At 62.1% G+C, this 26,483-nt stretch carries 23 protein-coding genes and 1 tRNA gene; 15 read left to right on the top strand and 9 right to left on the bottom strand.

Features of this window, described 5'->3' with window-relative positions:
• Positions 1-79: 79 nt before the first annotated feature.
• Positions 80-3,055, bottom strand: a complete 2,976-nt coding sequence (locus EN804_RS02640) for a ribonuclease E/G (protein WP_135864234.1) — start codon at positions 3,053-3,055, stop codon at positions 80-82.
• Positions 3,056-3,707: 652 nt separating this feature from the next.
• Between EN804_RS02640 and EN804_RS02635 the strand changes: the two genes are divergently transcribed.
• The 7 genes from EN804_RS02635 to EN804_RS02605 all read left to right on the top strand — a co-directional run bounded on the left by EN804_RS02635 (position 3,708) and on the right by EN804_RS02605 (position 11,974).
• Positions 3,708-4,970: an N-acetylmuramoyl-L-alanine amidase gene (locus EN804_RS02635; protein ID WP_135918650.1), complete on the top strand. Its 1,263-nt coding sequence runs from the start codon at positions 3,708-3,710 to the stop codon at positions 4,968-4,970.
• A gap of 213 nt (positions 4,971-5,183) precedes the next feature.
• On the top strand, positions 5,184-7,628 hold the full coding sequence (locus EN804_RS02630; protein WP_127869405.1) for a penicillin-binding protein 1A: 2,445 nt from the start codon (positions 5,184-5,186) through the stop codon (positions 7,626-7,628).
• Between the two features lie 123 nt (positions 7,629-7,751).
• A protein-coding gene (prfB, locus tag EN804_RS02625; protein ID WP_127279146.1) for a peptide chain release factor 2 occupies positions 7,752-8,883 on the top strand; the annotation gives its coding sequence in 2 pieces (ribosomal slippage) (positions 7,752-7,817 and positions 7,819-8,883; 1,131 coding nt in all).
• Positions 8,884-9,459: 576 nt separating this feature from the next.
• Entirely contained in the window at positions 9,460-9,828 is a 369-nt protein-coding gene (locus EN804_RS02620) for a hypothetical protein (RefSeq protein WP_127279145.1), read from the top strand.
• A 130-nt stretch (positions 9,829-9,958) separates the two neighbouring features.
• The gene (locus tag EN804_RS02615) at positions 9,959-10,327 is read left to right on the top strand and encodes a GFA family protein (RefSeq protein ID WP_127869403.1); all 369 of its coding nucleotides are present in this window, start codon (positions 9,959-9,961) and stop codon (positions 10,325-10,327) included.
• Between the two features lie 152 nt (positions 10,328-10,479).
• Positions 10,480-11,130 (top strand): OmpA family protein, encoded by a 651-nt coding sequence (locus EN804_RS02610; protein ID WP_015318025.1) that lies wholly within the window; start codon positions 10,480-10,482, stop codon positions 11,128-11,130.
• A gap of 238 nt (positions 11,131-11,368) precedes the next feature.
• On the top strand, positions 11,369-11,974 hold the full coding sequence (locus EN804_RS02605; protein WP_127869402.1) for a hypothetical protein: 606 nt from the start codon (positions 11,369-11,371) through the stop codon (positions 11,972-11,974).
• Between the two features lie 156 nt (positions 11,975-12,130).
• Here EN804_RS02605 and EN804_RS02600 read toward each other — a convergent pair whose 3' ends face one another.
• Both EN804_RS02600 and EN804_RS02595 read right to left on the bottom strand, forming a co-directional pair.
• Positions 12,131-13,708 (bottom strand): DEAD/DEAH box helicase, encoded by a 1,578-nt coding sequence (locus EN804_RS02600; RefSeq protein ID WP_189343638.1) that lies wholly within the window; start codon positions 13,706-13,708, stop codon positions 12,131-12,133.
• A 192-nt stretch (positions 13,709-13,900) separates the two neighbouring features.
• Entirely contained in the window at positions 13,901-14,674 is a 774-nt protein-coding gene (locus tag EN804_RS02595) for an NAD kinase (RefSeq protein WP_127869400.1), read from the bottom strand.
• A gap of 1,035 nt (positions 14,675-15,709) precedes the next feature.
• Here EN804_RS02595 and EN804_RS02585 point away from each other — a divergent pair.
• The 3 genes from EN804_RS02585 to EN804_RS02575 all read left to right on the top strand — a co-directional run bounded on the left by EN804_RS02585 (position 15,710) and on the right by EN804_RS02575 (position 18,993).
• Positions 15,710-16,744: an extracellular solute-binding protein gene (locus EN804_RS02585; RefSeq protein ID WP_135880267.1), complete on the top strand. Its 1,035-nt coding sequence runs from the start codon at positions 15,710-15,712 to the stop codon at positions 16,742-16,744.
• A gap of 97 nt (positions 16,745-16,841) precedes the next feature.
• On the top strand, positions 16,842-18,269 hold the full coding sequence (locus EN804_RS02580; protein ID WP_135918649.1) for an amidase: 1,428 nt from the start codon (positions 16,842-16,844) through the stop codon (positions 18,267-18,269).
• Positions 18,270-18,297: 28 nt separating this feature from the next.
• Complete coding sequence (locus EN804_RS02575; RefSeq protein WP_127280421.1) at positions 18,298-18,993, top strand: TetR/AcrR family transcriptional regulator; 696 nt, start codon at positions 18,298-18,300, stop codon at positions 18,991-18,993.
• 9 nt (positions 18,994-19,002) lie between these two features.
• Here EN804_RS02575 and EN804_RS02570 read toward each other — a convergent pair whose 3' ends face one another.
• The 5 genes from EN804_RS02570 to EN804_RS02550 are packed head-to-tail and all read right to left on the bottom strand — an operon-like array spanning position 19,003 to position 23,602.
• Complete coding sequence (locus tag EN804_RS02570) at positions 19,003-19,764, bottom strand: MBL fold metallo-hydrolase (RefSeq protein ID WP_135918648.1); 762 nt, start codon at positions 19,762-19,764, stop codon at positions 19,003-19,005.
• 2 nt (positions 19,765-19,766) lie between these two features.
• Positions 19,767-20,831 carry an ABC transporter ATP-binding protein gene (locus EN804_RS02565; RefSeq protein ID WP_135915536.1) on the bottom strand — a complete coding sequence of 355 codons (1,065 nt, stop codon included), beginning with the start codon at positions 20,829-20,831 and terminating at the stop codon, positions 19,767-19,769.
• Entirely contained in the window at positions 20,828-21,613 is a 786-nt protein-coding gene (locus EN804_RS02560; RefSeq protein WP_135918647.1) for an ABC transporter permease, read from the bottom strand. Before EN804_RS02560 ends, EN804_RS02565 begins: the two co-directional genes overlap by 4 nt.
• 2 nt (positions 21,614-21,615) lie before the next feature.
• Positions 21,616-22,503: an ABC transporter permease gene (locus EN804_RS02555; RefSeq protein WP_135918646.1), complete on the bottom strand. Its 888-nt coding sequence runs from the start codon at positions 22,501-22,503 to the stop codon at positions 21,616-21,618.
• A gap of 13 nt (positions 22,504-22,516) precedes the next feature.
• Entirely contained in the window at positions 22,517-23,602 is a 1,086-nt protein-coding gene (locus tag EN804_RS02550; RefSeq protein WP_127869392.1) for a spermidine/putrescine ABC transporter substrate-binding protein, read from the bottom strand.
• Between the two features lie 91 nt (positions 23,603-23,693).
• On the opposite strand from EN804_RS02550, the gene EN804_RS02545 reads away from it, so the two are divergent.
• Positions 23,694-24,308, top strand: coding sequence for a TetR/AcrR family transcriptional regulator (locus tag EN804_RS02545; RefSeq protein ID WP_135918645.1), 615 nt, complete (start codon positions 23,694-23,696; stop codon positions 24,306-24,308).
• Positions 24,309-24,432: 124 nt separating this feature from the next.
• Positions 24,433-25,002, top strand: a complete 570-nt coding sequence (locus tag EN804_RS02540) for a DUF2569 family protein (RefSeq protein WP_135918644.1) — start codon at positions 24,433-24,435, stop codon at positions 25,000-25,002.
• Between the two features lie 58 nt (positions 25,003-25,060).
• Here EN804_RS02540 and EN804_RS02535 read toward each other — a convergent pair.
• Positions 25,061-25,136: transfer RNA gene (locus EN804_RS02535), tRNA-Thr, on the bottom strand.
• 158 nt (positions 25,137-25,294) lie between these two features.
• Between EN804_RS02535 and EN804_RS02530 the strand changes: the two genes are divergently transcribed.
• The 3 genes from EN804_RS02530 (at position 25,295) to EN804_RS02520 (ending at position 26,464) form a co-directional block, all read left to right on the top strand.
• Positions 25,295-25,462: a hypothetical protein gene (locus tag EN804_RS02530; protein WP_127279640.1), complete on the top strand. Its 168-nt coding sequence runs from the start codon at positions 25,295-25,297 to the stop codon at positions 25,460-25,462.
• A gap of 177 nt (positions 25,463-25,639) precedes the next feature.
• Positions 25,640-25,861: a hypothetical protein gene (locus EN804_RS02525; protein ID WP_127279641.1), complete on the top strand. Its 222-nt coding sequence runs from the start codon at positions 25,640-25,642 to the stop codon at positions 25,859-25,861.
• 297 nt (positions 25,862-26,158) lie between these two features.
• On the top strand, positions 26,159-26,464 hold the full coding sequence (locus tag EN804_RS02520; RefSeq protein WP_127279642.1) for a BA14K family protein: 306 nt from the start codon (positions 26,159-26,161) through the stop codon (positions 26,462-26,464).
• The last annotated feature ends 19 nt before the right edge of the window (positions 26,465-26,483 follow it).

Below are 26,483 nucleotides of genomic sequence, written 5' to 3'. Positions count from 1 at the left end.
TATGAAAAATCCCGCGCCGTTCGTTTCGATCGGCGCGGGATTCTTTTTGTCAGAAAATCAATTCAAGAATTTGAAAAGCCTAGAAAAAGCCTTTCCGCTGCCACCAGCCGGCACGCTTGGGCTTTTCTTCGGATTCGGCTTTGGCTTCCGGCTCATCGGCGACGGTCGAGGAAACCACCGGTACGACAGGTGTATCGGCGGCTGCCGCCTTGCGGCGTGATGGCCGGGCCTTCGGTGTCTCCCCGGCGACCGCTGCCTCGTCCGATGCCGTGGCTGGCGTCGCGGCGGCTGCCTGAACGGCCGCTTCCGCGGTCGGCTCCTCGGCCACAGCCTCGGCGGCTGCCTTCTTGGGCTTGGCTGCGCGCCGCGGCTTCTTTGGCTTTTCGGTGCTAGGCACCTCGTCGCTCACAGTAGCCGCCGGCTCTTCGGCGGCCGCCGCAGCCACCGGCTCGATCGACACAGGCTCGCTTAGCGAAGCGTCAGCCTCGGCAGGCTCGGTCGTTTCGCCGGCTGCCGCCTCCGTCTCGCCTTCACCGTCTTCGCGACGGTTGCGCTTGCCGCCGCGCTTGCCGCGCCGGCGCTTCTTGCCTTGGCCATCGTCGGATGCTTCCGCCGTTTCGACGGTCTCCGTTGCGGCGACCGCAGCTTCGTTGTCCAGCTCGGCATCGTCATGGTCCGCTGCGCTTTCCGACGCAGAGAGGCCGTCCTCCGAGGTGGAATGGGGCGCGCCGTCGGTCGGGGCTCCATGCTCGCGGTCGCGATCCTTGCCGCCGCGCCGCCTGCGACGCTTGCGGCGCTTGCGGTCGCGGCCTTCGCCTTCCTCGCCGGATCTGGGCTGCTGATGCTGCGCCGGCTGGGCGTGCCGTGGCTGCTCGGCCTGTACCGGCGCTTCGTCCTCCTCCTCGGCGACGACGATCTCGTCCTCGGGCTCTTCCGGCTCGACATAGGCCGGCAGGCTGCGCGCCTCGACGAAACCTTCCGGCTTTTCGGCCAGCGCGCCGCGGAAGATCGCGTAGTGCTGGGCACCAACCGTATCGTCGGCCTCGATGGTGACGGTCAGGCCGAAGCGGCTTTCCAGTTCCACCAGCGTGCCGCGCTTGTGGTTGAGCACGTAGAGCGCGGTCGCGGCCGGCGTGCGCACCGTGATGTGGCTGCGCGAATCCTTGAGCAGGAACTCCTCGATCGCCCTTACCACCATCAGCGCCACCGACGAATCGGAGCGCACATGGCCGGTGCCGCCGCAATGCGGGCATGGCTTCATGGTCGATTCCAGCACGCTGGCGCGGATGCGCTGACGCGACATCTCCATCAGGCCGAAATGCGAGATGCGGCCGACCTGGATGCGGGCGCGGTCGTTCTTGAGGTGATCCTTCAGCCGCTTCTCGACGGAGCGGTTGTTGCGGTTCTCCTCCATGTCGATGAAGTCGATGACGATCAGGCCGGCAAGATCGCGCAGCCGGAGCTGGCGGGCGACTTCCTCGGCCGCTTCCAGATTGGTGTGGAGCGCGGTGTCCTCGATCGAGTGCTCCTTGGTGGAGCGTCCCGAATTGACGTCGATGGCGACCAGCGCTTCGGTCTGGTTGATGATGATGTAGCCGCCGCTCTTCAGCGTCACTTGCGGCTGCAGCATGCGGTCGAGCTGCGCCTCGATGCCGTTGCGCACGAAGATCGGCGTCGTATCGCGGAACGGCTGAACCACCTTGGCGTGGCTCGGCATCAGCATGCGCATGAAGTCCTTGGCTTCGCGGTAGCCCTCGTCGCCGGAAACCAGGATCTCGTCGATATCCTTGTTGTAGAGATCGCGCACCGAACGCTTGATCAGGCTGCCTTCCTCATAGACGAGGGCAGGGGCGGTGGACTGGAGCGTGAGATTGCGCACGTTCTCCCACAGCCGCATCAGATATTCGTAATCGCGCTTGATCTCCGCCTTGGTGCGGCTCTCGCCGGCGGTCCGCAGGATGACGCCCATGCCTTGCGGCACTTCGAGATCGGCGACGACCTCCTTGAGGCGCTTGCGGTCGACCGCGCTGGTGATCTTGCGCGAAATGCCGCCGCCGCGCGCCGTGTTCGGCATCAGCACCGAATAGCGGCCGGCAAGCGACAGATAGGTGGTGAGCGCTGCACCCTTGTTGCCGCGCTCTTCCTTGACGACCTGCACCAGCAGGATCTGCCGGCGCTTGATCACTTCCTGGATCTTGTACTGGCGGCGCACCGGCTTGCGGCGGTTGCGCACTTCCTCGAGCGCATCCTCGGCGCCAACCGATTCGATCTCATGATCGTCCGGATGGGAAGAGGATACTTCCTCGAGCATCCCGCGGTCATTGTCGGCGGAAGTGGCTTCGCTGCCCTGTTCCGCCTGCGGCACGGGTTCGGAAATCACGTCGCCTTCGACGGAGGCGGCGATCGACTTGGGGCCACCGTCGCTGGTTTCGCCTTCATCCTGTTCGGAAGAACCCCCGTTATCTTCGGATGCCCCGTTAGCTTCGGATGCACCGTCACGTTCGGATGCACCGGCGTGTTCCGAGGCATCGGGTTCCATGGTTCCCGAAACGTTGGACATGTCCTCGGCGACGGCATCCGCGCCATTGTCGTTGTTTTCGTCTGTCTCGCCGGCGGCCTCGTTTGCCTCGCCGGAATCGGCCGTGCCGGCATCGCGCCTGTTTTCACCACGGTCGCGGCTCTTGCCGCCGCGCCGGCGACCGCGCCGCCCGCGATCCCGGCTCTGGCGATCGTCGCCTTCGCCGTCCTCGTTCTCTTCGTCCTCGGCCTCCTGCGCTTCCGCGCGCAGCAGTGCCTGACGGTCGGCGACCGGAATCTGGTAGTAGTCGGGGTGTATTTCACTGAAGGCGAGAAAACCGTGACGGTTGCCGCCATATTCGACAAAGGCTGCCTGAAGGGAGGGTTCGACGCGCGTTACGCGAGCGAGGTAGATGTTTCCTTTGAGCTGCTTCTTGTCCTGGGATTCAAAGTCGAATTCTTCGATACGGTTACCGCGTACGACGACAACGCGTGTTTCCTCCGGGTGGGAGGCGTCTATCAGCATTTTGTTGGGCATTATTTCGTTTCCCCCCGGCAGCCGTCAGCCGCAGCTGGCGGGGCAAAGCCCGCTGCTGTGTGTCTGGATGAGAGTGGGTGCCGGATAATTGAACGTCCGCCGGACGGTGCCTGCGTGTCATGGCGGTGCCGCCCGCAGCCATATTGGCGCGGTTTGATGCGGACCTTTCCATGATTGCGCTTGAAGCCATCGTCACCAGCAGAACCTTTTGAACCAAAGCCCGGAAACCGGACCAGCTTGTTTGCTCATACAGAGCCGGCGCGGGAACAACCCGGCCGTTTTCCTCACGCAGGCGATTCCCCCGCCACGGGAGCACACCTGCGAAATTCGTCGCAATCACCTGAAGCCTTTTCGCGTGAAGCGAAAGGAGCCGCCTTTCATCTGACCCTGTAGCAGGAAGCTGCGGAGGAGGGCGGTTCCAGGATTGCAGTGATCCACCATCGCTTTTATGATTTGGCGGGTTGGAAGGCAACCCCGATTTCCGATGCCGGCAAAAAGCAGTTCCGTAACGTAAGCCTGGGTCCGAACCTTGCATGAAAAGGCTTGGTTAACCTTCTCTGGATACCAATCGTTAATCGAATTCGCGGCCTGACCGGCACGTCGATGAAATGAACGGGCGCCGGGCGCCAAACCGGGAGCGACTGGAAGAGAGATGGGACTGGCGGACTTCACAGACAAGGGATGTCGTGTTGGCGGCCAGAGTCTCCATGCCTTCTGCCTCGTGTTGCTGGTGGTGTTTTCGTCTGCCTTTTCCACGCTTGCCAATGCCGCCGACGCGCCGCTTGTGGCGAGGGGTTACAAAATGGCCGGCGATGCCACCAAGATGCGCATCGTCATGGATTTCGATCGCGAGCCTGACGTCAAATGGTTCCTGCTGCGCGGGCCCAATCGCCTTGTCATCGATCTTGCGAACACCCGATTTGCCGTAGATGCCAAGGATTTGAAGCCGCGTGGCCTGGTCAAGGGTGTGCGGCTGGGCGAACTCGGCGAGGGCGTCGCGCGGCTGATTCTGACCGGCAAGGGACCATTCGCCGTCGACAAGCTCGATGTGCTCAAGAATGAGGACGGAACCGGCTACCGCATTGCCGTCGACATGTCGGCGGCCTCCGAACGTGAATTTGATGCCGCCCTTGCCAACCAGGCGCTGACCACCGGTTCCACGGTTTCGACCGACAAGGGCGGCCGGGTCGGCACCGGACCTGTGTCCAATCCGGGCCGCCGGTTCACCGTCGTCATCGACCCCGGCCATGGCGGCGTGGACGGCGGTGCCGAAGGCCTGAACGGCACCATCGAGAAGAACGTCACGCTGGCCTTTGCCACGGAACTGCGCGACAAGCTCGCGGCGGTCGGCAGATACGATGTCTTCATGACCCGTGATACCGATGAATACCTGCGCCTGGACGACCGCGTGCGCATCGCCCGCCAGCATGAGGCCGATCTGCTGATTTCGATCCATGCCGACACGATCAGCGTCAAGGGCATCCGCGGCGCCACTGTCTATACGGTCTCCGACAAGGCTTCCGATCCGGAAGCACAGGCGCTTGCCGACCGTGAAAACCTGTCCGACCAGTTCGCCGGCATGGTCATCAAGGACGACAACAAGGAAGTGACCGACATCCTGATCGACCTGATCCGGCGCGAGACGCACACTTTCTCGATGAGTTTTGCCCATACTTTGGTCGGTCAGCTCTCGACAAGCGTCGGCCTTATCAACAATCCGCAGCGTTCGGCCGGGTTCAAGGTGCTGAAGGCCCCGGACGTGCCGTCCGTGCTGGTCGAGCTCGGCTATCTCTCCAACGCCAAGGACGAGGCGCAACTGCTCGACACCGAGTGGCGCGGCAAGGCAGCGCAAAGCATCACCAACGCCGTCGCATTGTTCGCTTCCGCGCGCGCCGGGCCTGGAACCGGAGGTTGACGATGCCCGCGGCGCCTGCAATCAGAGGCGGCGTTGCGGGATGATAACACCCGGTGCTTTTATTTCAGGCTTGCGGCCTCGAAACGCGGCCCTGCCGTATTTTGTCCACATGGTGGCGACATGGGTTTTCGATTACGGATTGGGACCGGCTCGAAAGCTTGCGTGGAAGGCGGCTTCGTTTAGGAAATTCCCGAACCAAGGACTGGAGCGGGTATGATTCGTCTCATTGGCTATTTCTTCGGTATCGGCACGACGCTGGCCCTCCTGGCCGCGGCGGGCGTCGCCCTCTACATCGGCCATGTGGCAAAGGATCTGCCCGACTACGAAGTGCTGGCCAAGTACGAGCCTCCCGTGACCACCCGTATCCATGCCTCGGATGGCGCGCTGATGGCGGAGTATGCACGAGAAAGGCGCCTGTATTTGCCAATCCAGGCCATCCCGGATCGCGTCAAGGCTGCCTTCCTGTCCGCGGAGGACAAGAACTTCTACAGCCACCCTGGTGTCGACATTACCGGGTTGGGCAGAGCGGTGATGACTTACGTTTCGGGTGGCCCCATGCAGGGCGGCTCGACGATCACCCAACAGGTTGCCAAGAACTTCCTGCTCACCAACGAGCGCTCCCTGGAGCGCAAGGCCAAGGAAGCCATCCTTTCGTTTCGCATCGAGCAGGCCTATTCCAAGGATCGTATCCTTGAGCTCTATCTCAATGAGATTTTCTTCGGCTTCAACGCCTATGGCGTTGCCGGTGCCGCACTGACCTACTTCGATAAATCGGTGAACGAGCTGACCGTGGCCGAGGCCGCCTATCTGGCATCGCTCCCGAAAGGTCCGGCCAACTACAATCCCTTCAAGCACGCCGACCGGGCAATTGAACGGCGAAACTGGGTGATCGGCCAGATGGTCGAAAACGGTTACGTTACGCCCGAAGAGGGCGCGAAGGCGAAGGCCGAGCCGCTTGGCGTTGCTCCGCGCCGCACCGGCTCCTACCTTTTCGCCGGCGAGTATTTCACGGAGGAGGTTCGTCGGCAGATCATCGCCCGATATGGCGAGAACGCGCTCTATGAGGGCGGGCTGTCGATTCGCACCACCCTTGACCCGAAGGTCCAGCTTATTGCCCGCAAGGCGATGCAGAACGGATTGATGAAATACGATACTCTGCGCGGCTATCGCGGGCCGGTGAAGACGATCGACGTCTCCGGCGACTGGGGTGTGCCATTGGGTGCCGTCAAGGGACTGGAAGACGTTCCCGAGTGGTCGCTTGCCGTCGTGCTCGACAGTTCGGCATCCGGCCTGTCGATCGGCCTCCAGCCCGCGCGCCAGGCGTCGGGCGACATCGTCAAGGACCGCGTCGAAGGCACCGTCAGCAAGGATGACATGGGTTTCGCCATGCGCCATCTGGTCGATGGCAAGACGGTCAAGGCAAAATCGCCGGCCGACGTGCTGAAGCCCGGCGACGTCATCTTCGTCCAGAAGAACGACGGTTCCGACAATGCCTACAGCTTGCGCCAGGTTCCCGAGGTGGAAGGCGGCCTGATCGCGATGGATCCGCACACCGGCCGCGTGCTGGCCATGGTCGGAGGTTTCTCTTATTCGCAGTCTGAATTCAACCGCGCCACCCAGGCCATGCGCCAGCCGGGCTCCTCGTTCAAGCCGATCGTCTATTCGGCTGCGCTCGACAATGGCTATACCCCGGCCTCCGTGATCATGGACGGACCGATCACCATCCAGAGCGGCAACACCACCTGGACGCCGAAGAACTATGACGGCACGGTCGCCGGTCCGGCAACGCTGCGCTCCGGTATCGAGAAGTCGCGCAACCTGATGACGGTGCGCCTTGCCAATGACATGGGCATGAAGCTGGTCGTCGAATATGCCGAGCGCTTCGGCGTCTATGATCATCTGGCGCCATATCTGCCGATGGCGCTGGGTTCGGGCGAGACGACCGTCATGCGCATGGTTTCGGCCTATTCGATCATGGCCAATGGCGGCAAGTCGATCAAACCGTCGCTGATCGATCGCATCCAGGACCGCTACGGCAAGACGGTGTTCAAGCAGGATGAGCGTGGCTGCGAAGGCTGCAACGCGCCTGAATGGAAGAACCAGCCGGAGCCGGAACTGGTCGACAATTCCGAGCAGGTGCTCGATCCGATGACCGCCTACCAGATCACCTCGATGATGGAAGGTGTCGTCCAGCGCGGCACCGGCGCCACCATCGGCGAGCTTGGCCGCCACATCGCCGGCAAGACCGGCACCACCAACGACGAGAAGGACGCCTGGTTCATCGGTTTCACGCCGAACCTCGTGGTCGGCCTCTACATGGGCTACGACACGCCGCGCGGCCTTGGCCATGGCGCCACCGGCGGTGGTCTTGCGGCCCCGATCTTCAAGGATTTCATGCGCGTGGCGCTGGACGGCACGCCCAATGTCGACTTCAAGGTGCCTGACGGCATGAACCTGATCGCCATCAACCGCAAGACCGGCATGCGCGCATCCTCGGGCGATCCCGGCACCATCATCGAGGCCTTCAAACCGGGCACCGGCCCCGCCGACAGCTACTGGGTGATCGGCATGGGCGCCGATGGCTCCAACGCTTCCGGCGGCGCCCTGTCGCCGCAGGCCAACCAGGCCATCCAGGACGGCGGCGGCGGCCTTTACTGACGAATTCAAACGTCCAAATGGGTCAGCCTCGGGCTGGCCCATTTCGCTTTACACATGGCGGCACCGTCCCTATGTATCGCGCCGACCGAAGCGTCATTCAGCAACAGGACAAAATATCAGGCCATGCGCGCGGAAACGCAGAATATTGTCGACGAGATCAGGCAGGCGATAACCCTGCTGAGGAGGCATCTTTGACTGGGATCAGGCCATAAAGCGGCTTGAATACCTGAACGTGCGAGCCGAGGACGCCAGCCTCTGGAACGAACCGCTGGAAGCGCAGAAGCTAATGCGCGAACGCCAGGGCCTCGAGGAAGGCATCGCGGCGGTCAAGGGCCTGACGCAGGCGCTGGAAGACAATATCGGCCTGATCGAGCTCGGCGAGGAAGAGGGCGACGAAGGCGTCATCGCCGAGGCTGAGGCCGCGATCCGTTCGATGCAGGGCGAGGCCAAGGCCCGCCAGGTCGAGACGTTGCTCTCGGGCGAGGCCGACGCCAACGACACCTATCTCGAAATCCATGCCGGCGCCGGCGGTACCGAAAGCCAGGACTGGGCCTCGATGCTGTTGCGCATGTACACGCGCTGGGCCGAGCGCCGCCGCTTCAAGGTCGAGGTGCTGGAAGTGCATGACGGCGAAGAGGCGGGCATCAAATCCGCCACCTTGCTGATCAAAGGGCACAATGCCTATGGCTGGTTGAAGACCGAATCCGGTGTCCATCGCCTGGTGCGTATTTCGCCCTATGACAGCAATGCGCGCCGCCATACGTCCTTCTCCAGCGTCTGGGTCTATCCTGTCGTCGACGACAGGATAGAGATCGACGTCTCCGAATCCGACGTGCGCATCGATACCTATCGTTCGTCCGGCTCGGGCGGCCAGCACGTCAACACCACCGATTCGGCCGTGCGCATCACCCATATCGCCACCGGCATTGCCGTCGCATGCCAGGCCGAACGCTCGCAGCACAAGAACAAGGCCAAGGCCTGGGAGATGCTGCGCTCGCGCCTCTACGAGGAAGAGCTGAAGAAGCGCGAAGCGGTCGCCAACGCGACCGAGGCCTCGAAAAGCGATATCGGCTGGGGTCACCAGATCCGTTCCTACGTGCTGCAGCCCTATCAGCTGGTCAAGGATCTGCGCACCGGCGTCGAGAGCACAAGCCCGTCGAGTGTGCTCGACGGCGACCTCGACGACTTCATGGAAGCCTCGCTTTCGCAACGCATCGAGGGCGGCGCGGGAGAAGCGGTGGCGGATCTGGACTAGAATCCGGCATATCTTGAGGCGGGGATCGAACGGGATAAGTGCACCCTTGCCGAAGGGCCCCACAGGCTGATCCATTTCGGCGACGAGAGCAGCCATGATACGCATTGCAGCCGTTCCGGCTTGTTGCTCTATTCGCTCGTCTGCGACGGCGCCTATGTCCACGTCGCCATGGGCACGCTGGCTGACGATCCAACGATTCGGCCGACGGCGCATATCTAGTCGGCTCCAAGGCGCCGTGGTTCACCATCGCCGACGACCCACCGCAATAGCCGTCCCGGACGCATAGCCGGAACCAATCAGTCCCGGAATTCGTTGACTGCCATCTTGCAGACCCGGCGATGTCAACCTTCTGTTTACCAAGCCGGCGCACCCTTTAGAGCTGACTTATCGGCGCTCGGCTGCACCGTAGCCGAAGCAATTTCTTGCGCCGACCAAGGAATCAGCCCAGCATTCGGGCTGTAACAGAAGCATTTATGGCCGGACGCGGCATATCTGCGAGCTGACGATACGGCCACTGGGAAGACACGTTCCGGGAACGGGCAAGCGCAACGCTTGATGCTCGAAAGGAATGTTTCGATGTCTGCTGCCTCGTCTAGATCGGCCCAAGCCGTTCATCCGGCCGGCCGACTGCTGTTTTCCTTGTTTGCGATGGCGGCGCTGACGGCGCCTGCCTTGGCCCACGATGCCAAGCCCAGCCCGGTCCTGCCGCAGGGCTGGAGTTATCCCTTTGCTTGCTGTGCAAACTACGATTGCCGCACGACCCATTCGGGCGAGGTGCTGGAGAAACCCGAAGGCTATGTGATCGCCGGGACAGGGGAGGTGGTCCCGATGACCGACAGGCGCGTGAAGGACAGCCCCGACGGCGAATTCCACTGGTGCGCGCATCAGGCGGGTCTCGACGCGGGCAAGACCATCTGCCTGTTCGTGCCGCCACGCTCGTACTGACAAAGCAAGTGCATCGTCGCTTCGAACGATGACGATGCTCAGTCGCGATGGAGCATGCTGACAGGCAGTTGCCAGGAGCGCTTCTTTATGTTGCCCTGCCGCATGGGCGGTGGACAATGGAGAAGACTTCATGGCCATCAAGGGAAGCTGCCACTGCAAGGCGACGATATTCGAGGTCTCGGAGGCGCCGCAAACGGTGACGCAATGCACCTGTTCGTTCTGCTCGAAACGCGGCTCGCTTTGGGCCTACTATACGCCATCGCAGTTCAAGCTCATCACGCCGCAGAAGAACGTTTCCTTCTACCAATGGGGTTCAAAGACCATAAAGCATGGGTTTTGCGCCACCTGCGGCTGCGGCACCTTCACCGAAACGCCGGACTGGTCGACCGGCGAGCCGGATTTCGACAATCCGAAGATCAGCGTCAACTCGCGGCTGTTCGACGATTTCGATCTCGACAAGGTCGAAGTGGTGGTCATCGACGGCAAGAATCTCTGGTAGCCCTTGATGGCGCTTCGTCACGCAGCTGGCTCCGGGGAAAAGCTGCAACGGCCACTTTTCCCGTTCCGTTTTTCGCCGCATTTCATGGTACAAGTCGCGCCAAGGGCTGATTTGGCGCCATCGTAAGGCGTGACTTGGAGAGGGACCATTCTATGAAAAAGACCGTGCTCGTCGTTATGGCGACGGCTCTGCTCGTGACTGCCTGCACCACCACCGATCCGTATACAGGCGACCAGAAGATTTCCAACACCGCCGCGGGCGCCGGTCTTGGCGCTCTTGCAGGCGCCAGCCTTGGTCTGCTTGCCGGCGGCAATGATCGCCGCAATGCGCTGATCGGCGCCGGCATCGGCGCGCTGGCCGGTGGTGCGATCGGCGCCACTATGGACCAGAACGAGGCGGAACTGCGCCGGCAGCTCGAAGGCACCGGCGTCAGCGTTACCCGCAGCGGCGACCAGATCATCCTCAACATGCCATCGGATATCACCTTCAACACCGACCAGGACGCGGTGAAGCCCGGCTTCTACCAGGTGCTTAATTCCGTCGCCCTGGTGCTGAAGAAGTTCAAGCAGACCACGGTCGATGTTTTCGGCCACACCGATTCGACCGGTGGCGACCAGCACAATTTCGATCTGTCGCAGCGCCGCGCACTGGCGGTCGCCAACTACCTGTCCGGTCAGGGCGTCGACCAGCGTCGCTTCGCCGTCACCGGTTTCGGCAAGACGCGACCCGTCGCCTCCAATGCCACGGCCGAGGGCCGGGCCCAGAACCGACGCGTCGAGATCCAGCTTTCGCCGCTCACCTGATTGTTCGGCAAGAAATGCGAAGCGGCCCCACATGGGGCCGTTTTTTGTTGCGCGGACTCGACCCCCTTCAGTGTGGTACTGGAAAATTAGCCAATTCTAAATAATAGCTTTCCCGCGGTCATGGAAAGGAATAGCATCGATGCTGTTCCAGAGGGGATGAGGCGGTACATCTGGCCGCGAAATCAGCACTTTCCGCCTCGGTCTTGCACGGCCAGATCATGAAATCTGGGAGGAATGCATGACAAGAACAATCAGCCTTGGACGCTACGGCGTCCTCGCTTTGACAAGTGTTGTAGGTGCCTGGTTGAGCCTCGCTGCGGCTCATGCCGAGGACGCCAACAAGGCCGACATCGAGGCCTTGAAGAAATCGCTTGTCAAATATCAGGACTACACCGCCGCCGTCCGCGATCTCTATCTGTCGACCGTCGGCTGCGTCTACTACAGCGGCGAAAAGATACCTGGCTCCATGGACTATCCGAAGGGCGCCATGGGCATCCATTTCGTCAACGTCCCGAGCGTCGGCCAGAAACTCGACCCGATGAAGCCCAACGTCCTGATCTATGAGCCGACCAAGAAAGGCCTGAAGCTGGTCGGCGTGGAATGGCTGGTGCCGCTAACCCCGGACATCAAGGCGCCGCCGAAGCTGTTTGGCCAAACCTTCATGGGTCCGATGGAGGGACACTATCCGCTTATTCCAAGGGAGTTCGTCCACTACGATCTTCACGCCTGGCTCGACGACAATCCGAACGGCATGTTCAGCCCGACGAATCCGAAGGTGAAATGCAACAAGGCCGAGTTTCCGATGCTGGAGAAACCGACCAAGATGATGCCCGGACCGATGTGACCTGGAGCGGACCAGCGTCCAAAAGAATCGCTGGCCCCCCAAAGCTTCGTTTCCAAGCAATTCACGACGGAAAAGCACGATGCGGCTTTTCTTCGATTGCTCTTGGCTGCAGGGCGAAAAGGAAGGCAAGCCGGCTAGGCGGCTTGCTGGCTGGCATCAAACCTTGGCGACGATGCGCATGAAGGCCGGCATGTCGTCGCCGAAGCCGACGGTGGTGTCATTGTCTTCCTGATGGTGGCGGGCAGGGCGGCTGTTGCTGCGCTGCGGCCTGGTGTCACCGCGCTCAGGTGCGCGCGGCTCATTGCGGTCGGACGATTTGCGCTCGGTGTTTTCCGAGCGGATCGCATCCTTGCGCGCGCGCCGTTCGACAATATCGGCCGTCTCGGCCACATCCGGCTGCGGTTGAGCAACCGCGGTCGCGGCATCTTCCTCGCTGCGTCTGCCGCGACGCTCGCCGCCCTTGTTGCGCGCGCCCCTGTCGTTGCGGTCCTCGTCCTTGCGGCCGGCGCGGCGCGGCGCGCCTTTGCCACGGCGCGGAGCATCGTCCTCGCCTTCGCTGGCAACCACTGTCGACAGGTCGCCGTCATGCCACTCGATCTTGTTGCCGATCAGCCGCTCGATGGCGTCGATATATTTGGTGTCGGACTTGGTCGCGATGGTGAAGGACTTGCCTGAGCGGCCGGCGCGGCCGGTGCGGCCGATGCGGTGGACATAGTCCTCGGCATGGATAGGCACGTCGTAGTTGAAGACATGGCTGACGTCGGGAATGTCGAGGCCGCGCGCGGCGACATCGGAGGCGACGAGATAACGCAGCTTGCCGTCACGGAAATTGGCCAGCATCTGCATGCGGGCGCGCTGGTCCATGTCGCCATGCAGTGCGCCGGCGTCGAAATCATATTTCAGCAGCGAGCGGAACAGCTCCGAAACCTCGATCTTGCGATTGCAGAAGATGATTGCGTTCTTCAGCTCCGCATCCTCGGCCTTGATCAGGTTGCGCAGCGTTTCGCGCTTGTCCCAAGGCTTCGAGCCCGATTTGACCAGTCGCTGGATGATGTTGGTGGCCGCCGACGCGGCCTTGGAGACCTCGACGCGAACCGGCGCGTGCAGGAATTTTTCCGTCAGCTTGGTGATCTCCGGCGGCATGGTCGCCGAGAAGAACAGCGTCTGCCGGGTAAACGGAATCATCTCGCAGATGCGTTCGATATCGGGAATGAAGCCCATGTCGAGCATGCGGTCGGCCTCGTCGATGACGAGGATCTCGACGCCGTTGAGCAGCAATTTGCCGCGCTCGCGGTGGTCGAGCAAACGACCCGGCGTCGCGATCAGCACGTCGGCGCCGCGCTCCAGCTTCTTGTCCTGCTCGTCGAACGACACGCCGCCGATCAACAATGCGATGTTGAGCTTGTGGTTCTTGCCGTATTTGACGAAGTTTTCTTCGACCTGCGCGGCAAGCTCACGCGTCGGCTCGAGGATCAGCGTGCGCGGCATGCGGGCGCGGGCGCGGCCCTTTTCCAGCCGGGTCAGCATCGGCAGCACGAAGGAGGCGGTCTTGCCGGTGCCGGTCTGGGCAATACCCAGCACGTCCTTGCCGAGCAAGGCGTGCGGGATCGCACCAGCCTGGATCGGGGTCGGCTGGGTATAGCCGGCATCGGTGACTGCGGAAAGCACCTTCGGCGACAGGCCGAGGTCTGAAAAGGTCAACGCTTCTTGAGCGATCGTCGTGTCTGAGGACAAGTGTTGCTGTCTTTGGCTGGTTCGGGGAAGCGCAACGTCATTCGTCGCGGCAAGCGCCACGCGCCTGCAAGATTGGTATTGCGATTAGGCGCAAGCCCGCGATTTGTCAACAGAAACGGGCAGGGTTGGCGCGATTGTGAAGTTGTAACCTTAATCGCGATGCTTAATCCGGCCGCTTGTCTGTGTGCCGGCTCAGTAACGGAACTGTTCGGCCAGGATGCGCTCGTTCCAGGAGTGATTGGGATCGAACAGCAAAGTCGCGGTGGCCGTCGGCGATTCCCGCACCGTAACCGAGGTGACCGCCTTGACCTCCGTGTGGTCGGCGGCAGCGTTCACCGGCCGCTTTTCCGGCTCCAGAATGTCGAAGCGCACGCTCGCCTTGTTGGAAAGCAATGCGCCGCGCCAGCGTCGCGGACGAAACGGGCTGACCGGCGTGAGAGCCAGAAGTGGCGCATCGAGCGGCAGGATCGGGCCGTGCGCGGAAAGATTGTAAGCGGTCGATCCGGCCGGCGTCGCGATCATGACGCCGTCGCAGCTCAATTCCTCCAGCCGTACCTGGTCATCGACGCTGATTCGGATCTTGGCCGTCTGATAGGATTGGCGCCACAGCGCAACTTCGTTGATCGCCACCGCCGTGACGTGTTCGCCGTCCGAGGTGGTTGCCAGCATCTCCAGCGGGCGGATCGTTTCGGCGACCGCGGCCGCGATGCGCTCGGTGAGCCCGCCGGACCGATACTCATTCATCAGGAAGCCGATCGTGCCACGGTTCATGCCGTAGACTTTCTTTCCCGTACCCATCGTTTCGCGCAAGGTCTGCAGCAGGAAGCCGTCACCGCCCAGCGCCACCACGACAGTCGCTTCGGCGACAGAACATTGACCGTAGCGCGCCGACAGGCTCTCCAGCGCCGCCTTGGCGTCCGTTGTGTCGGACGAGACGAAAGCGATGCTGTTGGCGGCTGTGCTCATGGCTTCCCGATCGCGACCGATTGGCGCCGGCAGGTACTGGCCGCGCCAGCGCCGGGGTAGCATGGGGCGGGCGGGTCTGCAAAGAGACCCTCTGCCAGTTCGCGCAGCGACGCGCGGCAGCGCCGCCGCACGGGGCGGTCGCGGTTGATGTCGTGGCGCGATCGAATGTGATGGTTAAGGTCGGGCTTAAGGCCTCGTAAAGCCGGATCGATCATGTTAGCCGGCATGGGTGGCGTGGGGCGCCCGCGGCACCGCCTTATCCTTCGGGACGCAAAGGACGCTGCGGTACGGTAGATTTGTGTGCATGATCCCGCGGATCCTAATGCCAGCGGGACATGCGCCAGCCAGACGAGGCCGACACATTGCCGGTAGCACGCCTGATCATCGTCTTTGTCATGTTGGGAAGTTTCGCGCTTGTCTTCGCCGAACTGGTGCGCCAGTCGGAACAAATGAGCGCCAGACCGGTTCCCACCGCGTCACGCTGCGGTGATGCCGCCGGGATGCCTTGCCCGCAAAGGGCCCTGTAGGCCGCCAGATACGCTGACCGATCGGCACCATCCGAGTATCGCCGAGCTCGACAGGCACCTGCCGTTATCCTGAGGTGGCAGATCACCGGCTGGCGCAAGACCGGTTTATTTCGCTCCCCGGCCGCCCCGCTGGGTGATCGGCGCTGCTGTACCCCATTGTTCGCCTCGTACCTCCGCCGGCGTCGCGTCCACCATCACCTGCACGTTGGCGCTGCCGCAAAATGTACTATCTGGCCAAGTCGTCACAAAGATATTGACTGTACGTTTAGTTATAATTATCGCTTGTAACGAAAACAGAGTTGGCCAGCCGGTATGCGCCGGTGAATGGCTACGAAACAAAGGGGAATGTCTTGGCAGTCATCCGGCAGGTTCCGGTGCGTCGAGGTGCTGTGCGCCGATGGTTCCGCCAGACCCTTGAGGTTGCGGTCGGCGGATACGGCTTTCTTTCGTCAGCAGGGATGGACCCGAGGCGACACCGCCGCCGGTCCCAACAATGGGAGCAACTCGCATGAACTGGAAACTCGCCGCGGCCGCCGTCGGGCTGTCGTTGTTCGCCGCAACGGGCGCTGCCCGCGCCGACGGGGAACTCAACATCTACAATTGGGGCAATTACACCAGCCCGGACCTCATCAAGAAGTTCGAGGAGACCTACAAGATCAAGGTCACCGTGACCGACTACGACTCCAACGACACCGCGTTGGCCAAGGTCCGCCAGGGTGCTTCCGGCTATGACATCGTCGTGCCCTCCGCCAGTGTCGTGCCGATCTGGATCAGTGAAGGCCTGCTGCTGGAAACCGACCCCAACGCAATGGAGAATTTCAGGAATGTCGATCCCAGGTGGGTCGACGTTCCTTTTGATCCGGGCCGCAAATACACCGTTCCCTGGCAGTGGGGAACGACAGGCATTTCGGTGAACAAGTCGGTCTATGCCGGGGACCCCAACACGTCGGCGCTGTTCCTCGACCCGCCGGCCGAGCTCGTCGGCAAGATCAATGTCGTGCCCGAAATGGGGGACATCATGTTCCTCGCCATCGCCTATGAAGGCGGCCAGTACTGCACCAACGACATGCAGGTGCTGAAGAAGGTGCACGACAAGCTGGTCGAGGCGAAGGCGAAATGGCTTTCGCTCGACTATGCGGCTGTCGATGGCCTGGGCAGGGGCGATATCGCCGCCGGCGTCAACTGGAATGGCATATCGCTGCGCCAGCGGCTTCAGAACGACAAGATCGTCTACGGCTATCCGAAGGAAGGCTTTCCGATCTGGATGGACAATGTCGCCGTCCTCAAGGATGCCAAGAACGTCGAGAACGCCAAGCTCTTCCAGAATTTCATCATGGATCCGAAGAACGCCGCGCTGATCTCGGGTTTCGCTCGCTACGCCAACGGCATCAAGGGCTCCGAGGCTTTCATGCCGGACGATATGAAGACCGCGCCTGAGGTGAATATCCCGGCGGAATTCGCCGCCAAGGGCCAGTTCATGCCGGCCTGCCCGCCGGATGTGCAGGCGCTTTACACGAAAATCTGGACCGACCTCCAGAAGTAGCGCCACCAGCCAAACCCAACAAAGAGCCACCGGGCCGCGATGCGCGGTCCGGTCACCTTCATGCCAAGTGCGATCACGTGATCGCGGGAGATTTTCGATGTCCGATCTCGACCTTTGCTACATGCCCGCCAGCGAGGCGCTGCGGCTGTTCAAGGCGAGGAAACTCTCGCCCGTCGAACTGATGCAGGCCACCATCCGCCGCGCCGAGGCCACCAAATCGGCGATCAACTGCTTCACCTTCACGCATTTCGAGGAGGCGATGAAGCTGGCCGCGAAAGCGGAGGCGAGATACGCCAAGGGCGCCAGGACAGGCGCGCTCGAGGGCCTGCCGATCGGCATCAAGGACGAGAGCTACATCAAGGGCAAGCCGACGTCGCATGGCTCGCTGCTGTCCAGGGATGCCATAAGCGGCCACACCTCGACGATGAATGAGCGCATCATCAAGGCCGGTGGCATCGTCCATGCGCGCACGGCTACGCCCGAATTCAGCTGCGCCGGTTATACCTGGTCGAAGCGGTGGGGCGTCACCCGCAACCCCTGGAACCGCGACTTCACGCCAGGTGGCTCGTCGGGAGGTTCGGCGGCAACGCTGGCTTCGGGCACGTCGTCGATCGCCACCGGCTCCGACATTGCCGGATCGATCCGTATTCCGGCGTCGGCCTGCGGTCTCGTCGGCTACAAGCCGCCTTATGGGCGCAACCCGGACGAGCCGCCCTTCAACCTCGATTTCTATTGCCACACCGGGCCGCTGGCCCGGAACGTCCGGGATGCGATCCTGCTGCAGAATGTCATGGCGGGGCCGAGTCCACTCGACATCGCCACGCTTCGCCCGAAGCTGCGGCTGCCGCTCGATTACCAGCCGATCAAGGACTGGAAGATTGCCTTCTCGATGGACCTGGGCTCTTTCGAGGTCGACGCCGACGTCCGCGGCAACATGCTTGCCGCCTGCGACGTGTTCCGCTCGCTTGGGGCAACGGTCGAGGAAGTCGATCTCGGCTGGGATGACGGGGTGCTCAAGGCAGGAATGGCCTATCTGGAGCATCTTTTCGGCGCTTCGCTGTCGCAACTGCTTGCCGAGCACGGCAGCGACATGACCAGCTATGCCAGGCGGTTTGCCGAGGATGGGCAAAAATCCAAGGCCACCGACTTCGTCGCGACACTGGATGTGGCAGCGCGGATGTATCAGACGCTGGGTCCGCTGCTGGAGACCTACAATGTGCTGATCTGCCCGACGAACGCGCTTCCCGCGGTGCCGGCGGAGTTCGACCAGACCACGGGAACCGTCGAGATCAATGGTAGAGAGGTGAACCCTTCGCTGGGCTGGGTGATGACGACGCCGTTCAACATGATGAGCCGCTGTCCGGTGCTTTCCATGCCGTCGGGGCGGGCGGCAAGCGGCGTGCCGACGGGCTTCCAGATCGTCGGCCGCACCTATAGCGATGCCGATGTCTTCCGGGCCGCGATGGCCTATGAAACGGCACGGGGGCAATGGTACACAAGCGCCGGAACGCGCCCATCGCTTTGATCTGGCGATGCAAGGGAAATTGACGAAGATGGTGCAACGCAAAGCGACGGCAAAGCGCACGGTCGCGACAGCCAAGGGCAGGGCTTCGGCCAATGACGCCGCGCCCAAGGACCGCCGCCGCGAGCGCGGCGAAGCCAGCGTGCAGCGCATTCTTGACGCCACAATCGAGCTCATCGCTGAGGAGGGGCTGGCGAGCGTCACCATGCAGCGCATCGCCGAGCATGTCGGCTCGTCCAACGCCCTGGTGGTCTTTCACTTCCGCAGCAAGGAGAATTTGTTCAGGGCAGTGCTTCAGTATCTCAGCGATCAATATGACGCGCTGTGGCTCGCCCTGGTGCGGGCGCCCGGCCTGACGCCGGTCGAAAGGCTGCTGGGAGCAGTAGACTGCGCGCAACGCTTTGCCCGGCAGCATCCGAAATGGGTGTCGGTCTTTGTCGTGTTCTCCAGCGACCGCAAGAGCATGCAGATTTACAATGAAATCGGCCTGCCCAGCGATCTCGCCTACACCGCCGAAGCGCGGGAACTGCTGGTCGAGATTGCGCGCGACGGGGGTTACGGCGGCGTCGACATCCACACGCTGTCGGAGAGCCTGAATTACCTCGTTCACGGAGCATGGTACTGGGATCACCTCAACCCGTCCGGCCGCGACACCGACGTGCTGCGCAAGACCATGCTGCTGCTGTTGCATCAGGCCTTTCCACGGCATTTCGACTTGCTGCGGTAAACTCGCCCCTCAAGGGCTCTGCCGCAGATGGCAGCCGGCCTGCCGCTTCCGCGCCAGGTATTCGTCGATCAACTGGAGGTAGCGCACCTTGCCGAAGCTCGGGAAATGGCCGCCATGCACGACTGAGACGTCGAGATCGCGCATGGCGAGCAGTGTCGCCATGTAGTCGGAAATATCCGAGTGGTAGACATCATCGATCAGCGGGCCGTCATAGATGATGTCGCCGGACAGCAGGATGCCGGTCTTCTTCTCGTACAGCGCAATGCCGCCGGGCGAATGGCCTGGCGTGTGGACGACCTCGAAGGCGCGGTCGCCGAGATCGATGATGTCGCCATGCGCGAGCAGACGGCCGGCCGGCGCGGGCTGGATGCGGTAGCGTGCTGTTTCCCAGCCTTTTGGCTGGCGGTCGAACATCTCGTCGGTCGCATAGGTACCTGCAGCGGTCCATTCGTTGCGCGGATCGGCCAGGATTGCCGCTTCAGCCCCATGCACGCAGCGATCGGGGAATTCATGGTGGCAGCCGATATGGTCGAAATGCGTGTGGCTGGCGACGCAGGTCAGCTTGCGCTCGCTCACCAGGGGCACATGGGTGCGCAGGCTGAAATGGCCGAGACCACTGTCGAACAGGAGATCGCGGTCGCGGCCGCGCACATGCCACATGTTGCAGCGGAAGAACGGCTTGATCCAGGGCTCGTGGATCAGCGTGATGCCGTCGGCCATGCGCATCGTCTCGTACCAGTCCGGTGCGTCGATGACCGCGAGCATGCCCATGTTCAATCCGCCAGCAGGATGATCTGGTCGGTATCGCACGAAATCGCCACCGTGTCGCCCGGCCGGACAGTGGCGGTAGCGGGCAGCTTGGCGATGAACTGCAAGGAGGGTTCTTCGACGGACGTCGCAAGCATGCGCTTGAAACTGCCCTGGAAGACGACGTCGCTCACGTCCGCCTTGCCGAGCTTCGTGCCACCCGAAGTCGTGCCCAGCACGAGGTGCTCAGGCCGTATGGCCAATGCGGCCGCCGACCCCAACGGCAACGCACTGGGCAGCAACACCGGTCCGACCGGCGTCGCGACGGTGCTCGTCCTGTCTCCGGTCTCCACGACCGTGCCGGCAAGGATCGTGCTCTCGCCCATGAAGGTCGCGGAAAAGCGCGTCGCCGGCCTGGCATAGACGCGCTCGGGCGGCCCTTCGTCCTCGATGCGGCCGTCATTCATCACCACGCAATGGTCGGCCAGCGCCATCGCTTCTTCCTGGTCGTGGGTGACGTGAATGAAGGCGGTGCCGACGCGCTTCTGGATCGCCTTCAATTCATCCTGCATCTGGCGGCGCAGTTTGAGGTCGAGCGCGCCGAGCGGCTCATCGAGCAGGAGCACTGCCGGCTCGATGACCAGCGCGCGCGCCAATGCGACGCGCTGGCGCTGGCCGCCGGAAAGATGGTGCGGCTTCTTGTCGAAGGCGGCGGCCAGCCCCACCAGTGCCAGGGCTTCGCGTGCTTTTGCCGCCCGCGTCGCGCCGTCGACACCCTGCATGCGCAGGCCGAAGCCGACATTGCCGCCGACGCTCATATGCGGGAACAGCGCATAATCCTGGAAGACCGTCGTCGTCGGGCGCTTGGCCGGCGGCACGTAGGTACAGTCCTGGCCGCGGATGAGAACCTTGCCTTCGCTGGGGTTGACGAACCCGCCGAGAATGGAGAGCAGCGTCGTCTTGCCGGAACCGGATGGTCCGAGCAGGATCGTATAGCTGCCGGAATCGATCGTCAGCGAGACGTTTTTCAGCACGGGATGCTGGCCGAAGCGGTGCGAGACGTCGCGGATATCGACCAGGGGCGCGTTCATGCCGGCTTTCTCCGCCGCAGCAAGGTCAGTTCGAACAACACCACCAGCACGATCGAGACGGCAAAGACCAGCGACCCGACGGCGTTGGTCTTGGGGTTGAGGCCGGAGCGCAGCAGGTTCCAGATTTCCACCGGCAGCGTGGTGTCGAAGCGGGTGAGCAGGAAGGAGATAACGAACTCATCCCAGGAGAAGGTCATCGACAGGAAGAAGCCGGCGAAAATGGCCGGCGCCATCACCGGCACGCTGATCAGCAGCAGCACCTTCCATTCAGGCGCGCCAAGATCGCGTGCGGCGCGCTCGATGTTGATCTGGTGGTCGCCCATCTGGCTGTAGATGATGGCAAAGCACAGCGGCAGGTTGATCACGACATGGCCGATGCCGGCGGCAAGCAGCGACTTCGGCACGCCGGCCCAGTTGAACAGCACCAAAAGCCCCATGCCGATGATGAGGTAGCTCACCGTCAACGGCAGTGTGATCAGCCCGCGCAGCAGACCCGAGCCGGGCAGCACGAAACGCGCGAAACCCCAGGCCGAAAGGAAGCCGAGCGTGACGGCGACGGCCGAGGAAAGCATAGCGACCAACAGCGAATTGACCAGTGCCGACGTCAGCCGCGTATCCGAGAGAACAGCCTCGTACCAGCGCAGCGACGGGCCGGTGAACGGCGGAATCGGGAAGGAGGTCGACTGCAGCGAGAACAGCACCAGCACGATGACCGGCAGGAAGATGAAGCCGTAGACGGCAAGCGCATAAATCCTGGAAGCGATGCGGACAATCCTGTGCATGCTCAGGCCCGCTCGATCTTCAGCCAGCGGGCGCAGGCGAGGTAGGCAATGGTGACGACCGCCATCAGGATGATCGACAGCGCCGAGGCCAGCGGAAAGTCGCCGCGACGGCCGATCTGCATCATCACCAACTGCGGCATCAGAAGCTCGTTGTTGCCGCCGAGGATTTGCGGTGTGATGTAGTCGCCGATGCACAGCACGAAGGTGAGGAACGCGCCCACCATGATGCCCGGCAAGGTCAGCGGCAGGATGACATGCAGGAAGGTGCGCACCGGCCCGGCGCCGAGATCGGCGGCGGCCTTGCGGTAGCTCGGGCTGAGCTGCTTCAGATTGGCGAAGATGGTCAGCGTCAAAAGCATGACGAAGAAATGCACGAAGCCGGTGACGGTGGCCAAGCGCGTATTGGCGAGCTGAAGCGGCTCGCTGATCAGGCCAGAACCGGTCAACGCGCGGTTGATGACGCCGTTCTGCGCCAGCACCAGCAGCCACGAATAGGAGCGAACGACATAGGACGTCCAGAACGGCAGCACGGCCAGCATCAGCGCCAGCCTCTGCCAGCGCTCCGGCACCTGTTCGGCCAGGATCCAGGCGAAGGGATAGGCGAGCAGCACGGAGACCACGGTGACGGTTGCCGTGACCTGCAGCGAGTTCACCATCGCCTGCCAGTAGGAGGGATTGCTGAAGAACTGGCTGTAGTTGGCAAGCGTGAAGCCGCCGTTCTCATGCGACGTGAGGCTCGAAAACCCCATGGCCACGAACGGGAGCACGAAGAACAGCAGCGTCCAGCCAAGTGCCGGCGTGACCAGCGCCCAGGGCAGGGCGCGGCCCGTCCGGTGCAGGGCACGGCCCGCCCGGGGCAGGGCACGGCCGCTGTTTCCCGCAGAGTTCATGAGCCGCGGTCGCTCATTTCGCCTGCAGCATTTCGGTCCACATGTCCTGCATCTTCTTGTCGAGGTCGGCATTGGGCGCCGGGTAGGCCTGCGCACGGGCGAGGAAGCCAGGCTGCTCGTCGAAGCGCAGGACCTTCTTCTGGTCGTCGGTCAGTGTGGCCTTGGTGTTGGACGGCATGCCCCAATAGCAGGAAGAGGTGGCAAGCCGCGCCTGGCCTTCCGGGCTCATGATGTACTGGATGAATTTCAGCGCCATGTCCTTGTTCTTGGAATCCTTGAACATGGCGAGCGACTGCGACCACAGCACCGCACCCTCTTTCGGAATGGAGAAGTCCAGCGCCGGGTTTTCCTTCGCAAGGCCTGCCGTCACCCATTCGCCGCCGCCGACCAATATGTCGACCTCGCCGGTCGCCAGCGCCGTCTGGCTGGCGGTGACTTCACCGACCAGCTTCGCATTGGCCTTCATCTTGAGAAGCTCTGCCTTGAGGGCGGGCAGATCGGCTTCGCCGAGGTCGGCCGTCTTCTTGCCGATGGCGAGAGCGGCCATGCCGATCACGGGAAGATAGTAGTCGTAGATGGCGACCTTGCCCTTGTATTTGTCGCTGCTCAGCGACGCCAAGGACTGCATGTCGGCCGGGTCGACCTTGGTCTTGTTGAAGCCGATCGTATTGTAGCCGAATTTTTCGGTGATGCCGTAGCGCTTGCCGCCGACGACGGTCGATCCGTCCATCTTCACCTGCGGGAAGAGGTCGGCGAAGGGCAGCTTGTCTTCCGGCAGCGGCTCGAACAGGCCCTTTTCCACGCCGCGCGGCACGTCGATACTGTCGATCACCATCACGTCCCAATCGCCCGGCTGCGACTGCTCGACGATGGCGAGGCCGGCGCCGGTGCCTTCGAATTCCTTGACGTTGACCTTGACGTTGTTGGCGTCCTCGAACGGCTGCAGCAGCGCCGGATCGGAATGATCGCACCAGATCAGCGCGTTGAGATCGGCGGCCTCGGCAAGGCTGCCGGCCGCAAGCAGCAATGCCGTGGCGGCGCACGCGGCCTGCAGCCGGCGCTTCAGGATGGAAAGCGGATTTCCGGATTTGATGGACATCGAGTGTTCTCCCTTGCCTTTATGGCTTCTTGCAAAAAATTGAACCAATTCTAAAATTGAGTCAATTCGATTTTTGTGGCAAGAGGCTGATATGAGCGGATTGCGGGCACGGCAAAAGGCGGACCGTCACAGGCGCATCATCGATGCTGCGGCGGCACTTTTCCGCGAGGCCGGCTATGAGGGCGCCAAGATCGAGGCGATCGCCGCGCAGGCCGAAGTGTCGATCGGCACCATCTACAATTACTACCAGAACAAGGGCGACATCCTCGGCGCCATCGTCTCGCTGGAGGTCAATGAGGTGCTCAATGCCGGGCGCGGCGTGGTCGCCCGGCCGCCGGCCAATGTCGGCGACGCGCTGGACACACTGATCGGCATCTATATCGAACACTCGCTGCACTATCTCAGCAAGGAGATGTGGCGGCAGGCAATGGCGATCTCGACGCAATTGCCCGACAGCCCGTTCGGCCAGGCCTACACCGGCCTCGATCGCTCGCTCACCGAACAGATCCGCGCGCTGATCGTCCGGCTACAGGAGATTGGCTTGGTGCGGCAGGACATCGATGGCGCGGCGCTTGGCGAACTGATCTTCAACAACATGAACATGATGTTCATCGAATTCGTGAAACGCGAAGAGGCTAGGATACCGGAGCTGAGGGCGGCGATACGCAGGCAGAACAGGATATTGGTGGCGGCGATCGGAGTGTGAGGAAGTCAGGAGCAGGCAGGAGAAGTCGTCGCTTCGGCGTCACACGTCGTCTTACCCAAAGCTTGGTGCTTGAGTTGAGCTTGAAATCTGATACAACTTAGAGGGGCATAAAAGGGAGGGGTAAATGGGGGCGTTTTCCATCTGGCATTGGGTGATCGTGCTGCTGTTGATCGGTGTGCCTGTTTTCTTTGCCGTTCGATCAGCCGCGAAGCCGTCACAGAATCCTGAGGCTCTTGTGGGCTTCGGCGGCTGGCTGATGCTGCTGGCTATCGGTCAGACATTGTCACCGCTGCGCACACTTGCCGACTTCGCCAGTTCGGCCGACGGCTACCAGCAACTCATGATCCTCCCGAATGGCTCCCTGGCCGTGTATGGCGAGGTTGCTCTTAATCTGGCATTCCTGGCGCTTCAGCTGGTTGTGCTGGTGGCAATGCTGCGGGGAAGCCGACGGTTCCCGCAATTGTTTCTGCTTCAGTGGCTTGCGATCCCCGTCGTTTTTATCCTGGACACGATCTGGATCGCATCAATTCTGGGGGTCCCGGTGAACCAGGTGCTCGCAGGCGATGCACTGGCGGCACCCGTGGCCTCGTTTGCGGGAACCGGACTCTGGGTTGCTTATCTCTATAAGTCTATGAGGGTGAGGAATACGTTCACCAGGACGAACGTGTCGGCCCAAATCGCGAGCGCCTCGTAAGGGTGCCCGCAATCGCGCTCGCAAGTCTTTGGCTCTCGGGGTAATCGTTGGTCAGAACTGGTGCCCCCGGACGGAATCGAACCGCCGACCTTCGGTTTACAAAACCGCTGCTCTACCAGCTGAGCTACAAGGGCACGGCGCTCCGGTTAGCATATTTGTTGCGCCAGTAAAGACAAAACTCCGTTTTTGGACCTCAGCCGTGGTGGATGATGCTCCGAGCCTGCGTGCTGAAATCCGCGAAGGCGCTTCCTACATAACGGGGCAGGTGCAAATGCGCTGAACGGAGTGTCGCATGATACGGCTTGTCATCATTCTCCCTATCGTTGTCGTGGCATGGATGCTGCTGGTGAAGCTCATCAGTGACGTGAAGAAGGCCAATGTCGACTGGACCGGCGTCACCACGATCATCGGCTTCATCGCGCTCGCTTTCTGGCTGCGCCATATCACCGGCATGGGGTGAGAAAATAGGGAATAGGAATAGGGGTTGCATCGTTCGGATGCGCATGGTGCCGTTTCACCACTGCCTACTGCCTACTGCCACAAAAAATCTCCTGATCCTGTCGAACCTTTCGCTGCCCAACGCCGACTGATCCTCAGAGGCGAATGGTCGCCTCGATCAGAGATCCAGGAGATCATCATGTTCAAGCGCAGTTTCGTTTCCGGCCTCCTCGCCATCGTCGTTGCAACCGGCGCGCTCGCCAGCACCGTTCAGTCTTCGTCGGCTCATGGCATGCATCGCCATCATCATTACGACGACTACCTCTACTACCAGGATTACCCGGACTACCCGGATTACTGGTGGGTCTATGGCCACCATCACCATCACCATCACCATCGCCACCACATCATCATCTACTGAGCGCAGTCTCGCGGCGTGATTGAAGACACCAGTGCAGGAAAGGGCGGCTTCGGCCGCCCTTTTGCATGGATACGGCGCTTCCTGTCGCCGCCACGGGCGATGACGCGATTGGCGCAATGTGCCGAAGCGCACGGGTCTCGATGATCAACGCCGGCGAGGGCCGCCGCGCCTTTTCAGGCAGCGGATTCCTGCTTGTTCGAAAAAAATCAAAACCCCGTCGAACCTTTTTCAATGCCGCGGCGACAGATGATCAAGAGGCGGATGGATCGCCTCGGTCAACGAAGCAAGGAGATCGTCATGTTCAAGCGCACACTCGTTTCCGGCCTCATCGCCACCACCGTCGCCGCCGCCGCTTTGGTCGGCACCGTCCAGCCCTCGGCGGCTCACTCGCATCACCACGACCTCGGCATCGGCATCGCCGCCGGCGTCGGCGGTTTCGTCCTGGGCAGCCTGCTTGCCCAGCAGCAGCCGCGCACTGTCTATGTCGACGAAGATGGCGGTTCCTGGCACGTCCGCCGCTGCTTCGAGCGCTACGCGAGCTACGATCCGGATTCCGACACCTATATCGGCCATGATGGCTACAGCCACTATTGCCGGCTCTGAGGGGAGGCAGACGACAGGA

The sequence above is a fragment of the Mesorhizobium sp. M8A.F.Ca.ET.161.01.1.1 genome, from assembly GCF_004792105.1.
Taxonomy (GTDB): domain Bacteria; phylum Pseudomonadota; class Alphaproteobacteria; order Rhizobiales; family Rhizobiaceae; genus Mesorhizobium.
This window is presented reverse-complemented; position numbering and strand designations above follow the sequence as displayed.

Coding starts and splice junctions, on each gene's coding strand:
- EN804_RS02640 (WP_135864234.1), bottom strand. CDS start 3,055: ATGCCCAACAAAATGCTGATAGACGCCTCCCACCCGGAGGAAACACGC.
- EN804_RS02635 (WP_135918650.1), top strand. CDS start 3,708: ATGGGACTGGCGGACTTCACAGACAAGGGATGTCGTGTTGGCGGCCAG.
- EN804_RS02630 (WP_127869405.1), top strand. CDS start 5,184: ATGATTCGTCTCATTGGCTATTTCTTCGGTATCGGCACGACGCTGGCC.
- EN804_RS02620 (WP_127279145.1), top strand. CDS start 9,460: ATGTCTGCTGCCTCGTCTAGATCGGCCCAAGCCGTTCATCCGGCCGGC.
- EN804_RS02615 (WP_127869403.1), top strand. CDS start 9,959: ATGGCCATCAAGGGAAGCTGCCACTGCAAGGCGACGATATTCGAGGTC.
- EN804_RS02610 (WP_015318025.1), top strand. CDS start 10,480: ATGAAAAAGACCGTGCTCGTCGTTATGGCGACGGCTCTGCTCGTGACT.
- EN804_RS02605 (WP_127869402.1), top strand. CDS start 11,369: ATGACAAGAACAATCAGCCTTGGACGCTACGGCGTCCTCGCTTTGACA.
- EN804_RS02595 (WP_127869400.1), bottom strand. CDS start 14,674: ATGAGCACAGCCGCCAACAGCATCGCTTTCGTCTCGTCCGACACAACG.
- EN804_RS02585 (WP_135880267.1), top strand. CDS start 15,710: ATGAACTGGAAACTCGCCGCGGCCGCCGTCGGGCTGTCGTTGTTCGCC.
- EN804_RS02580 (WP_135918649.1), top strand. CDS start 16,842: ATGTCCGATCTCGACCTTTGCTACATGCCCGCCAGCGAGGCGCTGCGG.
- EN804_RS02575 (WP_127280421.1), top strand. CDS start 18,298: ATGGTGCAACGCAAAGCGACGGCAAAGCGCACGGTCGCGACAGCCAAG.
- EN804_RS02570 (WP_135918648.1), bottom strand. CDS start 19,764: ATGGGCATGCTCGCGGTCATCGACGCACCGGACTGGTACGAGACGATG.
- EN804_RS02565 (WP_135915536.1), bottom strand. CDS start 20,831: ATGAACGCGCCCCTGGTCGATATCCGCGACGTCTCGCACCGCTTCGGC.
- EN804_RS02560 (WP_135918647.1), bottom strand. CDS start 21,613: ATGCACAGGATTGTCCGCATCGCTTCCAGGATTTATGCGCTTGCCGTC.
- EN804_RS02555 (WP_135918646.1), bottom strand. CDS start 22,503: ATGAACTCTGCGGGAAACAGCGGCCGTGCCCTGCCCCGGGCGGGCCGT.
- EN804_RS02550 (WP_127869392.1), bottom strand. CDS start 23,602: ATGTCCATCAAATCCGGAAATCCGCTTTCCATCCTGAAGCGCCGGCTG.
- EN804_RS02545 (WP_135918645.1), top strand. CDS start 23,694: ATGAGCGGATTGCGGGCACGGCAAAAGGCGGACCGTCACAGGCGCATC.
- EN804_RS02540 (WP_135918644.1), top strand. CDS start 24,433: ATGGGGGCGTTTTCCATCTGGCATTGGGTGATCGTGCTGCTGTTGATC.
- EN804_RS02530 (WP_127279640.1), top strand. CDS start 25,295: ATGATACGGCTTGTCATCATTCTCCCTATCGTTGTCGTGGCATGGATG.
- EN804_RS02525 (WP_127279641.1), top strand. CDS start 25,640: ATGTTCAAGCGCAGTTTCGTTTCCGGCCTCCTCGCCATCGTCGTTGCA.
- EN804_RS02520 (WP_127279642.1), top strand. CDS start 26,159: ATGTTCAAGCGCACACTCGTTTCCGGCCTCATCGCCACCACCGTCGCC.